We start from the raw sequence: 12,795 nt of genomic DNA, 5'->3' as shown, positions 1-12,795 counted from the left end.
ATCGTGGTAGCGGAGCGGGAATCATCTGAAGACGAACGGCTGGGCAGCGCCGAACAGGCGCGCCCGGCCGCGCGTTTCGCAGCCGCGTCCCGGGCCACATTCGTCGGTGGGGTCGTGCTCACCGCCGCGCTGTTCGCGATCGGTGCCTGGCAGCGGCGCTGGATCGCCGACGACGGGCTCATCGTCCTTCGCACAGTGCGCAACCTGCTCGCGGGCAACGGCCCGGTCTTCAACATGGACGAGCGGGTCGAAACCAATACCAGCACCGCCTGGACCTACATCGTCTGGTTCTTCAGCTGGGTCACCCAGGCCAGGCTCGAATACGTGGTGCTCGGTGTCGCCCTGGTCGTCTCGGTGCTCGCGATGGTGTTCGCCATGCTCGGCACCGCGCGGCTGTGGGGCGGGAGCACCGGTCAGCTGCTGATCCCGGCGGGTGTGCTCGTCTACATCGCGCTGCCGCCCGCCCGCGACTACGCCACCTCCGGGCTGGAGAGCGGTCTGGTGATCTGCTGGGTCGGGCTGCTGTGGTGGCTGATGATCCGGTGGAGCCAAGCCGCCGTCGTGCGGGTTCCCGGCCTGCTCGGGCTGGTGTTCCTTGCCGGTCTCGCACCCCTTGTCCGGCCCGAGGCCACCCTGATCGGGGTGCTCGCGCTCGGCATGATCTTCCTCGCGCCGATGCCGCAGTTCCGGTTCGGGCCCGTGGTGCTGCGCGCGCTGATCGTTCTCGTCGCCGGGCTGGTCCCGGTCGCCTACCAGATCTGGCGCATGGGCTACTACGGCCTGCCCTACCCCAACACCGCCGTCGCCAAGGACGCGGGCGGTGCCAAGTGGGGGCAGGGCCTGAAGTACCTGGCCGATCTGGTCGGGCCCTACTACCTGTGGATCCCGCTGCTGGTGCTGCTGGTCGCGGGCGTGCTCGCGGCCATGGCGCACGGGTTCCGGGTGAAGCCCACCTGGTCGATCGCCGCGATTCGCGCGTGGTTCCGTTCGCCGAGCGCGGTCGTGGTGATGGTGCTGGTCAGCGGTGTGCTGCTCACCGTGTACGCGGTACGCGTGGGCGGTGACTTCATGCACGGCCGGATGCTGCTCACCCAGCTGTTCCTGCTGCTGCTGCCGGTGGCTGTCGTCCCCATCCCGGTGCGGGCGTTCGCGGCCAGGGACTGGTCGTTCGCGGTGCTGCTCGTCGCGCTGCTCGGCACGGCGGGCTGGTCGCTGTACGCGGCGAGCACCACCGCCATCACCACCGGAACCAAGATCTCGGCCTCGGGCATCGTCGACGAGCGCGTGTACTACGTGCTCAACACCGGTCACGACCACCCGATCCGCGCCGAGGACTACCTCGACTACCCGCGCATGCGGGCCATGGTCAACGACATCGCGAACAACCCCAACGGCGGCCTGCTGCTGAACTCGCCGTCGTTCACCTTCTGGTACCTCGACCCGCCGCCGCAGCCCATCCCCGAAGGCGGCGCCGGGCACACCGTGTACTTCCTCAACCTCGGCATGACCAGCATGAACGTGCCGCTGAGCGTGCGCGTGATCGACCCGATGGGCCTGGCCTACCCGCTGGCCGCGCATTCGGACCGGCTCGTCGACGGCCGCATCGGCCACGACAAGAGCCTGTACCCCGACTGGGTGGTCGTCGATTCGGGCATGGTCGACATCCATCCCTGGATGCCGTGGTTCATGGACGAGAAGTGGGTGACCCAGGCACGCACCGCCATGTCGTGCCCCGAAACGCAGGCCCTGATGATCTCCGTGCGCGACCCGCTCACCCTCGATCGGTTCAAGCACAACCTCCGCAATGCGATGACCTTCGCGAAGTACCGCATCGACCGCGTCCCGAAGTACGAGATCCAGCGGTGCGGGTTGGTCAACCCCTACCCCGAGCCACAGCGCTGAATCGATCACATAATTACTTTTTGGTAACGCCAGGCTATCGATGTAGCGATAGGGTCAACGAGGAACTTCCGTCGGCGCACTGGTGTGCCGGATGTCAGTCGGCGGTCATTGCAACCGCGGTTCCGCGTGAACCGCATGAGGAAAGGCCCAACACAGAATGCGTGGCGGACGTCTGAGAACCAGGGGAGCCGGCTGGCTCAAGCGGTCGGTGCTGGTTTCGCTGGCGATCGTGCTGCCGCTCGGGGCGTCGGTGGCAGGTCCCACCGGCACCGCGACGGCGGCATTCGATCCCAGTGGTTTCGATTTCTGGGTCGACTCCGAAATGGGCCCGATCAAGTCGCGGATCTTCCGTGCGGCCGACGGCAACACCAACCGGGTCGTGTACGCGCTCGACGGCATGCGGGCCCAGGACGACCTCAGCGGCTGGGAGAAGGACACCAACGTCGCCCGCGCGCTGATGGACGCCAACATCAACGTCGTGATGCCCGTCGGCGGCCAGTCCAGCTTCTACGCCGACTGGAACGCGCCGAGCAACTTCTTCGGCCTCGACGCCGGTTCGGGCGGTAGCTCCACCGGTTCGGCGGCCACCGGCTCGTCGATGACCGGTTCGTCGATCGCTCCGGCCCAGGTGGCGGGCAAGAAGAACACTTACAAGTGGGAAACCTTCCTGACCACGCATCTGCGTAACGCGCTGTCGAGCAGGCTCGGTTTCAACCCCAACAACAACGGTGTCTTCGGTCTGTCGATGGGTGGCTCGGCCGCCCTGACCCTGGCCGCCTACCACCCCGACCAGTTCAGCTACGCCGGTTCGTTCTCCGGCTACCTGAACATCTCCGCGCCGGGCATGCGTGAGGCGATGCGCACCGCCATGATCTCCGCGGGCGCCTTCAACATCGACGCGATGGCGCCGCCGTGGGGCCCGCAGTGGCTGCGGATGGACCCGTTCGTCTTCGCCCCGCGCCTGGTCGCCAACGGCACCCGCGTCTGGGTCTCGGCCGCCAGCGGTATCCCCGGTGCCGGCGATGTGTCCAACCCGATGGAAATCGTGCAGGGCGTTCCGCTCGAGCTGCTCGCGATGGTGAACAGCCGCGCGTTCCAGGTCCGCATGGCGACCCTCGGCGGCGGCAACGCCACCTTCGACTTCCCGATCACCGGCGTGCACAACTGGCGCAACTGGGAAGCGGAAGTCCACCGCATGATCCCCGACCTTTCGGCCAATATCGGCTGAGTCGGCTGGTTTCACGCGAAACCGCCCGGGTGCATTCGCACCCGGGCGGTTTTGTGCTTTCGCGTCACGATCCGAGACAAAGACGGTGACGAATCATGTGCGACAGATCACCGAGAGTTGTGTTGCGGGTCACTTTCCAGCAACATGTAAGCGTTCGTGAAGCGTTTGATACTCAGTGAGCATGCGTCGAGGTTGAATCGTCCGTTTTGCCCTGGTTCGATCACATTTCGGCGCCCGATGAGGAATCCGACTGCGTAGCTCGGGGTTTGCGCTATCGGTCTGCCGAGAAAGGTCTAGTCGAATGCGAACACTGCGCCGCGAGCGTGGACCCGTGAAGACCGCCACCCGCGGATCGTGGGTGCGGCGATGGGCCGCGGGCGTATCCATGGCTCTGCTCGTCCCACTCGCCACGGCCGTCGGTGGCACCGCCGCGCCGGCCGCCGCGGGCTTCAACCCGGCCGCGTTCGACTTCTGGGTCGATTCCGGCATGGGCCCGGTGAAGACGCGCATTCTGCGCGCGGCCAACGGCAACACCAATCGAGTGGTCTATGTCCTCGACGGTATGCGCGCCCCCGAGCATCTCAACGGCTGGGAAATCGAGACCGATATCCCCAACGCGCTCGCACGGGCCGATATCAACGTGGTGATGCCGGTCGGTGGAATGTCGAGTTTCTACGCCGACTGGAATTCCCCGAGCAGCTTCTTCGGTGTGCCCGGCAACGGTCCCGCCACCGGTTCCGGCGCGATCGACGCGTTCGCCGGCGGACCGGGCAAGAGCTACCGGTACCAATGGGAAACCTTCCTCACCAGGGAACTGCCCAACGCGCTCGGCGACCGGCTCGGCTTCAGCCGCACCCGCAACGGCGTGTTCGGCCTGTCGATGGGCGGTTCGGCGGCGCTCACTCTCGCCGCCTACCACCCCGACCAGTTCTCCTTCGCGGGCGCCTACTCCGGTTACCTGAACATCTCCGCGCCCGGTATGCGTGAGGCCATCCGCCTCGGCATGATCGACGCGGGCGGCTACAACGTGGACTCCATGGCCCCGCCGTGGGGCCCACAGTGGCTGCGGATGGACCCGTTCGTGTTCGCCCCCAACCTGGTCCGCAACAACACTCGCCTGTGGATAGCGGCGGGCTCAGGCTTGCCGACCAGTTCCGACGGACCGAACATCAACACCGTCAACGGAATGGCGCTGGAAGCGCTGGCACTGGCGAACACTCGCGCCTTCGAAGTCCGCATGGCCACCCTCGGCGCGCGCAACGTCACCTACTCGTTCCCGCCCTTCGGCATCCACGCCTGGAACACCTGGAACGACGAGGCCCTGCGCATGATCCCGGACCTGTCGAACAATATCGGCTGACAAAACATGAACCGGCGCCGAACATTTCGGCGCCGGTTTCGTGTGTCCGGACAACAACGGGTTTTCGGCCGCCTCGCACCCGAAGGGCGAGACGTAACGCCGCAGGCGCAGTATCGCCCTTCGGGTGCGAGGCCCTCAGGGCCGAGAACCCCAGCGGCGCCAGCCGCCAATATCCCTGCCCTTGCAGTTAATTCGCCGGTCGAATATCCTCCAGCGAGCGTAAGTGTGACCAGATCGTTGTTTCATCTCTTCTGACGACCGGACTGTCGGGATCCGGTTGTCGACACCGACGTGTCTGGCATGCCATAACAGCAGAAAGAGAGCGGAATTCACATGCGTTTCGGCAAGGCCGTCGCGCCGAAGGGTGACCAGCCGGGTACATCCCGGGGCACAGCACCTCGTGGTTGGCGTAATCGAATTCTAGCTGTCGGCGCAGCAGCCCTCGTGCTGCCGATCGCCGCGGGTGCGGCGGCCCCGACTGCGTTCGCCGCGCCGGTTCCGGGTGTCGCACTGCGTGCGCCCGCGGGTGGCTACGAAGAACTGATGGTCCCGTCGAAGATGGGTCCGGTGAAGGTCCAGGTTCAGTGGGCCCGCAACGGCGGCAATGCCGCGTTGTACCTGCTCGACGGTCTGCGCGCCCGCGACGACCGCAACGCCTGGTCCTTCGAGACCAACGCGATGCAGCAGTTCGCCAACGACAACGTCACCCTGGTGATGCCGGTCGGTGGCCAGTCCAGCTGGTACGCCGACTGGACCGCCGCGTCCAACACCAACGGTCAGAAGACCACCTACAAGTGGGAAACCTTCCTCACCGAAGAGCTCCCCGCCTTCCTCGAGGGCTACGGCGTTTCCCGCCACAACAACGCGGTGCTCGGCCTGTCGATGTCGGGTCCGGCCGCGCTGCGGCTGGCCGCCCTGCACCGCGACCAGTTCAAGCACGCTTCCTCGCTGTCGGGCCCGCTGAACTGGGGTGCCCCCGGCATGCGTGAGGCGATCCGCGTGATGATGCTCGACGCGGGCCGCTTCAACGTCGACTCCATGGCCGCTCCGTGGAGCCCGGCGTGGCTGCGGATGGACCCGATGGTGTTCGCGCCGGAGCTGCGTGGTCTGCCGATGTTCATCTCCTCGGCCAACGGCCTGCCCGGTCAGCACGATCGTCCGGCTGGTCTGGGCGGGGTGTACAACACCGCCAACGCGATGGGCATCGAGGCCATCTCGTTCGTGAGCACCCTGGCGTTCCAGCGTCGTCTGGCCAGCCTCGGTATCCCGGCCACCTTCGACTTCCCGGCCAGCGGTACCCACTCGTGGAAGTACTGGGAAGACCAGCTGTGGAAGGCTCGCCCGCAGATCCTGGGCGCGCTCGGTGCCTGAGTAGTTTCCGCACAGCAACGCTGAGAAGACCGGCTCACCCGCAGGGTGGGCCGGTCTTTTTGCTGTGCGGGCGCTTCGCGTGTCTTCCCCGGTTATCGGCCGGTACTGCGGTACAACGTGACGGAGGCTGTGTCCCAGGGTGGGGATAGGAGGTCGCGCGTGTTGCAGAAACATCGTCTCCGGGCGCCGATTCGGCGGATCCTCGGAATCGCGGCCATGACCGCCGCCCTGCTCGGTCCCGCGCTCGCCGTTCCCACGCCCGCGCAGGCCGCGGTGGCGTCGGTGCAACGGGTGGAGTGGCTGACGGACCGACGAGTGGCCTTGACGGTCTTCTCACCCGCCATGAACACCCCCATCCAGGTGCAGATGCTGCTGGCCCGCGACTGGCACGCCCGGCCCGACGCCGCGTTCCCGATGATGCTGATGCTCGACGGCCTGCGTGCCAAGGACGACGAGAACGGCTGGACCAAAGACGCCGACGCCGAAGGCTTCTACGCCGACAAGAACGTGAACGTGGTGCTGCCGGTGGGCGGTCAGTCCAGCTTCTACTCCGATTGGCTCGAGCCCAACAACGGCCATGTGTACAAGTGGGAGACCTTCCTCACCAAGGAACTTCCGCCGGTGCTCGAACGTGATTGGCGTACGACGGATGTGCGTGGCGTCCAAGGCCTTTCGATGGGTGGCACGGCCGCGATGAACCTGGCGGGCCGCAATCCCGGCCTCATGAAGTACGTGGCCTCGTACTCGGGCCTGCTCACCACCACGACGCTCGGTATGCCGCAGGCGATCGAATTCGCGGTGCGCGACGCGGGCGGGTTCGAGTCCTCGGCCATGTGGGGTCCGCCCGGCAGCCCGGAGTGGGCGGCCCACGATCCCTACCTGCTCGCCGAGAAGCTCAAAGGCGTGAGCATGTACGTCTCGAGCGGCAGCGGGCTGGCGGGCAGCCACGATCAGGCGGGCGAGATCCCGCTGCTGAGCGAGAACTGGGCGGGTACCGGGCTGGAGATCCTCTCGCGCCTGTCGACGCAGAACTTCGTGACCAAGCTGGAGAAGCTCGCGATCCCGGTGCAGGCGAATTACCGTCCGGCGGGCACACATTCGTGGCCGTACTGGGATTTCGAAATGCGTCAGTCGTGGCCGCAAGCCGCGGCCGCACTCGGCACCGAGCCCGGCGGGGCGCAGTGCACGGCGGGCGGGGCGATCGGTTCGGTTGTGCAGGTGGCGAATTGGCTCGGCGGGTGCGTCACGGGGGAGTACGCGGCGGGCGCCGGAGTGGTGCAGGACTTCATGAACGGCCGGGTGTTCCATTCGGCCGCGACCGGCACCCACGCCGTCGGCGGCCGGATCGGTGGCACCTACGCCGGAATCGGCGGTGCCGCTTCGCCGTTGGGCCTGCCGACCGGCGACGAGCACGGCCTGCCCGACGGGCGCGGCCGCATGCAGACCTTCGAGGGCGGCTCGATCTACTGGTCGCCGCAGACCGGCGCGCAGGTGGTGCGCGGTGCATTCCTCGAGGAATGGGGCAGGCAGGGCTTCGAGGGTGGGCCCGCGGGCTACCCGTTGGCCGCCGAGGCGCGCACGCCGAGCCGCGACGGTGCGGTGCAGGCCTTCGAACACGGCACCATGTTCCACAGCGCCGCCACCGGCGCGCACCGCGTGGAGGGTTTCATCCTCGACAAGTACGCCCAGCTCGGATTCGAGAACAGCCCGCTCGGGTTCCCGGTGTCGGGTGAGTTGCCGCTGAAGGACTTCGGTCGGGCCACCCGGTTCGAGGGCGGCACCATCTACTGGAGCCCGCTCTCGGGTGCCTTCGTGGTGCGACCGGGCCCGCTGGCCGATGCCTGGGCCGCACAGGGCTTCGAGAACGGTCGTCTGGGGTATCCGGTGAGCGACGAGTTCACCGTTCCGGGTGGTGTGCAGCAGAACTTTCAGACCGGGTTCATCGTGGTGCGGGACGGCAGATCCGAAGTGCACGGTGTGTGAGCTCGGGCTGAGAACTCGCTGAGGTTCGTGCCGGGGCGCCCGGACCACCCGTGTGTCCGGCTAGCCTTGGCAGCGACCGCTCCCCTGACTAACGATCGAGGAAAGACATCTTCATGCATCGGATCCCTGGCAAGGTAGCCGGATCGGTCGCGGCCCTCGCGGCCGTCGCCCTGCTGTCCGCCTGCGGCGACAACGACTCGACCGCCTCGCAGACACCGACCCTGTCGTCGAGTGCGAGCGCCGCCGCGTCGGCGACCACGCAGGCTCCCGCCACCTCGGCGGCCGAGGACACCACCTCGGCGGCGCCGGAGTCCGAGACCTCGGCTCCCGAGCAGCCGCAGGTCGCGCCGACCGTCGAGGAGACCCCGGCCACCGGCAAGGACAAGGCGTTCCTCGACGAGCTCGGCAAGAACGGCATCCATCCGGCCGACCAGACCAGCGCGATCACCGCCGCCACCTACATCTGCTCGGCGAAGAGCACCGGCGCCAGTGACGCCGACATCGCCACCTTCGTCGCCGCGATGGCGGGCACCGACGCCGCGTTCGACCCGGCCAAGATGGACGTCAACAAGGCCGCCGAGATCTACATCGCGGCCGCGAACTCCACCTACTGCTGATGAATCCCCGACCGACGCGACGTACCCGCAGGCTCTGGCCTGCGGGGTGTCTGACGGTACTCGCGCTGCTCGTCCTGGCGATCATCGTCATCGTGCTGCTGTGGTACCTGCTCGCGGGCCGGTTGCGTGAGCCGGGGCCGACGCCGCCCGGGCCCCCGCCACCGACGTCGCAGTCGGCGGACTGTCCCGATGTGATGTTGCTGTCGATTCCCGGTACCTGGGAGTCGGCCAGCAACGACGACCCGTACAACCCGACGGCCAACCCGATCTCGCTGATGCTCAGCATCTCCAACCCGCTGCGCGCCCAGTTCCCGGACAACCGGCTCGAGGTGTACACCGTGCCCTACGTGGCACAGTTCTCGAACCCCATCGCCATCCCGCCCGACGGTCAGGCCTCCTACAACAACAGCCGCACCGAGGGCACCGCGCGGGCCACCGACATCCTGGCCCAGCGTCACCAGCAGTGCCCGCTCACCACCTACGTGATCGCCGGGTTCTCCCAGGGCGCGGTGATCGCCGGTGACGTGGCCGCCCAGATCGGCGCGGGCAACGGCCCGATCCCCGCCGACCGGGTACTCGGCGTCACCGTGATCGCCGACGGCCGCCGCACCGCGAACACCGGCCCCGGCCAGCCGACCGAGATCGGCGACCCGCCGCCGGCGGGCGAGGGTGCCGAAGTCGCGTTGCGGGGGGTGAACGTGCCAGGCATCACGATGACCGGCCCGCGTGAGGGTGGTTTCGGCGAGCTGGCACCGAAGGTGTTCTCCATCTGCGCCCCCGGCGACATGATCTGCGACGCGCCACGCGAGGCCCTCAATCCGGTGAACGCGCTGGGCAGTCTCGCGGCGCTGATCCGGTCGGCCGGCAACCCGGTGCACGCCCTCTACGCGAGCAATACCGTCGACGGACAGGGCACCACCGCCACCCAGTGGACGGTGAACTGGGCGAGCGAACTCATCCAGAACGCCCCCCATCCACCGCATTCCTGAGTTTCGCAAGACGAGGTTGTCACAGTCACAGGGGCGCCATGTTTGGCGTGGTTCATGCCTCGCTGTGACATCCGCAGTACTGTTCGCTCGCACGCTGTAAAGTGCGCTGGTGATTGCGCCCGAACACACCGGAGAGCCAGGAGCGAAGAGTTCATGACCGAAGCTGGGGCACCCGTCGGTGAGTTGACCGCGCTGGGTACGCCGCTGCGTCCGTTCCGTTTCGCCGCGGCGGGCGAGGGCAACAAGCAGGAGGGTGGCGCGCGCAAGTTCGTCCAGACGGCACAGGAAGCCGAGGAGATGGGTTACGACACGTTCGTCGTGCCCGATCACCTGGGTGACCAGATCGGCCCGATCGCCGCGCTGGGCGCACTCACGCAGGCCACGAGCAAGATCCGGCTGGGCACCTCGGTGCTGGCCAACGGATTCCGCCATCCCGTCGTGCTCGCCAAGGACCTGGCGACCATCGACGTGCTGTCCAAGGGCAGGCTGGAAGTCGGCGTCGGCGCGGGCTGGATCAAGGAAGAGTTCGAGAACGCGGGCATCCCGTACGAGCGTCCGGGCGTGCGCCTGGAGAAGCTCGACGAGTCGCTGACCATTCTCGACACGCTGCTGCGCGGCCAGGAATGCAACTTCGAGGGCAAGCACTACCAGGTGCGCGGCATCAAGGGCACGCCGCGCCCGAGGCAGGGCCCGCGTCCGCCGCTGTGTACCGGTGGTGGCGGCCCGAAGATGCTCGCCCTGGCGGCCAAGCACGCCGACATCGTCTCGGTGGTGCCGCAGACGACCAAGAACGGCAAGGGTCTGCTCTCGGGCATCACGCTCGAGAAGACGATCGAGAAGGTCAACATCGTCAAGGCCGCTGCCGGTGACCGGTTCGCCGACATCGAACTGAACTGGGCCATCACCGCCATCGTCATCACCGACGACCGGGAGAAGACCGCCGAGATGGCGCTGCGCGCGATCGATCGCGGCCTGCACCCGGACCTCGAGGTCGACGTGGAACTATCGGTGGAAGATATTCTGAACTCGCCCTACGTCGCGATCGGTACGTTCGAGGAAATCGCCGAACAGATCAAGCGTGTGCGCGAACTCACGTCGATGTCGTATGTGGGCATCTTTCCCACCCAGATGGACGCGTTCGCGCCTGTCATTCCGCTGCTGCGGGAGGACTGAGCGGGGGTTCTCTGTAACATGACTCTGGTTTGAGAACATCTAGCCGATAGCGGTCTACCGCGCAGACCGCTCGAAAATCCGCAGGTTGTCAGGATGCACGCTCCGGCGTGCTCCGGGGGCCGGTGGCGATAGCGAGTCGTGGCCGCACCGGCGTCAACGTCGAAATGCGTTGGACGAATTCACCGGTGACTCGGCCTCGGAGGAGAAGAAGGAATGGAAGAGACTTTCGACGACTACCTGGACGAGACCGGGAACATCGTTATTCCCGAGGGTCGGACCCTGGTCGATCACGTCGAGAAGCACACCCGTAACGATGCGAACACGCTCGCGTACCGCTACATCGACTATTCGCGGGAACGCGACGGCGAGGTGCACGAGCTGACCTGGCAGGAGTTCGGAGTTCGGCTGCGCGCGGTGGCCGCTCGCCTGCAACAGGTGACCAACCCGGGCGACCGGGTCGCGATCCTCGCGCCGCAGGGCCTGGACTACGTGATCTCCTTCTTCGCCGCGATCTACGCGGGCACCATCTCGGTGCCGCTGTTCGATCCCGACGAACCCGGCCACACCGACCGGCTGCACGCCGTGCTCGGCGACTGCGAGCCGTCGGCGATCCTCACCGCTACCTCCTCGGCGGCAGGCGTGCGCCAGTTCTTCCGTTCGCTGCCCGCCGCTCAGCGCCCGCGCATCATCGCCGTCGACGCGATCCCCGACACCCTCGGTGACTCGTGGGTCCGCCCCGACACCGCGATCGACGACATCGCCTACCTGCAGTACACCTCGGGTTCCACCCGCACCCCCGCGGGCGTGGAGATCACGCACCGCGCGGTCGGGACGAACCTGCTGCAGATGATCAACTCGCTGAACATGAACGAGAACTCGCGCGGCGTCACCTGGCTGCCGCTGTTCCACGACATGGGCCTGCTGACCGTGATCCTGCCCGCCGTTGGCGGCAAGTTCATCACCATCATGTCGCCGAGCGCGTTCGTGCGGCGCCCCTCGCGCTGGATCAACGAGCTGGCCGCCGTCTCCGATGGTGCGGGCACGTTCGCGGCCGCGCCGAACTTCGCGTTCGAGCACGCCGCCGCGCGTGGTGTGCCGAAGGCGGGCGAGTCGCTCGACCTGTCGAACGTGATCGGCCTGATCAACGGGTCCGAGCCGGTGACCGTGTCCTCGATGAAGAAGTTCAACGAGGCGTTCGCGCCGTTCGGTCTGCCCAAGACGGCCATCAAGCCGTGCTACGGCATGGCGGAGGCGACACTGTTCGTCTCGGCGACCAAGGCCGAGGACGAAGCCAAGTACATCTACGTCGACCGCGACGAGCTGAACGCGGGCCGGATGGTTCGGGTCGAGCCGACCGCACCGAACGCCATCGCACAGGTATCTTGCGGTTACGTCGGGTTGTCGCAGTGGGCCGCGATCATCGACCCCGAGTCGATCGACGATCCCAAGGGCGGCCGTGAGCAGCCCGACGGCCGGGTCGGCGAGATCTGGTTGCACGGCAAGAACATGGGCATCGGCTACTGGGGTCGCCCGGACGAGTCGGCCAAGACGTTCCGCAACAAGATCGCCGAAGCGCAGCCGGGTGGGCACACCGAGGGCACCGAGCCCGGTGCCGACTGGATGCGCACCGGCGACTACGGCGTGTACTTCGAGGGCGAGCTGTACATCACCGGTCGCGTGAAGGACCTGGTGATCGTCGACGGACGCAACCACTACCCGCAGGACCTCGAGTACTCCGCCCAGGAGGCCTCGACGGCGCTGCGCCCCGGTTTCGTCGCCGCCTTCGCGGTGCCCGCCAACCAGCTGCCCGCCGAAGTATTCGCCGCCGACAGCCACTCGGGCCTGAAGTTCGACGCCGACGACGCGTCCGAGCAGCTGGTGATCGTGGCCGAACGCGGACCCGGCGCCGGTAAGGCCGACCCGGGCCCGATCGCCGACGCGGTGCGTGCGGCGATCTCGCAGCGCCACGGCGTCACCGCGCGTGACGTGCTGCTGGTGCCCGCAGGTTCCATCCCGCGTACGTCCAGCGGCAAGATCGCCCGGCGCGCCTGCAAGGCCGCCTACCTCGAGGGAACGCTGCGCGGTGGTTACACCCAGCAGGCTTTCCCCGATGCACCGGAAGAGTAATCGGCCGACCGGCTCGGAGCTGACGCCCGGTGCGACCACACCGGG

At 67.3% G+C, this 12,795-nt stretch carries 9 protein-coding genes; all 9 read left to right on the top strand.

Features of this window, described 5'->3' with window-relative positions; translation table 11 throughout:
- The gene (locus LDL21_RS19740; RefSeq protein WP_372462213.1) at nt 1-1,902 is read left to right on the top strand and encodes an arabinofuranosyltransferase AftB family protein; all 1,902 of its coding nucleotides are present in this window, start codon (nt 1-3) and stop codon (nt 1,900-1,902) included.
- 157 nt (nt 1,903-2,059) lie between these two features.
- Nucleotides 2,060-3,130 carry an alpha/beta hydrolase gene (locus tag LDL21_RS19735; RefSeq protein WP_181700508.1) on the top strand — a complete coding sequence of 357 codons (1,071 nt, stop codon included), beginning with the start codon at nt 2,060-2,062 and terminating at the stop codon, nt 3,128-3,130.
- Between the two features lie 301 nt (nt 3,131-3,431).
- Nucleotides 3,432-4,490, top strand: a complete 1,059-nt coding sequence (locus LDL21_RS19730) for an alpha/beta hydrolase (protein ID WP_181700510.1) — start codon at nt 3,432-3,434, stop codon at nt 4,488-4,490.
- Nucleotides 4,491-4,823: 333 nt separating this feature from the next.
- Nucleotides 4,824-5,861, top strand: coding sequence for an alpha/beta hydrolase (locus LDL21_RS19725; protein ID WP_255495612.1), 1,038 nt, complete (start codon nt 4,824-4,826; stop codon nt 5,859-5,861).
- Between the two features lie 216 nt (nt 5,862-6,077).
- Nucleotides 6,078-7,844 (top strand): alpha/beta hydrolase-fold protein, encoded by a 1,767-nt coding sequence (locus LDL21_RS19720; RefSeq protein WP_225281467.1) that lies wholly within the window; start codon nt 6,078-6,080, stop codon nt 7,842-7,844.
- 113 nt (nt 7,845-7,957) lie between these two features.
- Nucleotides 7,958-8,461: a DUF732 domain-containing protein gene (locus LDL21_RS19715; RefSeq protein ID WP_067494883.1), complete on the top strand. Its 504-nt coding sequence runs from the start codon at nt 7,958-7,960 to the stop codon at nt 8,459-8,461.
- Nucleotides 8,461-9,450: a cutinase family protein gene (locus LDL21_RS19710; RefSeq protein ID WP_181700512.1), complete on the top strand. Its 990-nt coding sequence runs from the start codon at nt 8,461-8,463 to the stop codon at nt 9,448-9,450. The genes LDL21_RS19715 and LDL21_RS19710 overlap by 1 nt, the downstream gene beginning before the upstream one ends.
- Before the next feature lie 153 nt (nt 9,451-9,603).
- Complete coding sequence (locus LDL21_RS19705; RefSeq protein ID WP_067494879.1) at nt 9,604-10,623, top strand: LLM class F420-dependent oxidoreductase; 1,020 nt, start codon at nt 9,604-9,606, stop codon at nt 10,621-10,623.
- A gap of 213 nt (nt 10,624-10,836) precedes the next feature.
- Nucleotides 10,837-12,750, top strand: coding sequence for a long-chain-fatty-acid--AMP ligase FadD32 (gene fadD32 / locus LDL21_RS19700; RefSeq protein WP_181700514.1), 1,914 nt, complete (start codon nt 10,837-10,839; stop codon nt 12,748-12,750).
- The last annotated feature ends 45 nt before the right edge of the window (nt 12,751-12,795 follow it).

This window comes from Nocardia rosealba (assembly GCF_020216065.1).
In the GTDB taxonomy this organism is placed as follows: Bacteria; Actinomycetota; Actinomycetes; order Mycobacteriales; family Mycobacteriaceae; genus Nocardia; species Nocardia rosealba.
This window is presented reverse-complemented; position numbering and strand designations above follow the sequence as displayed.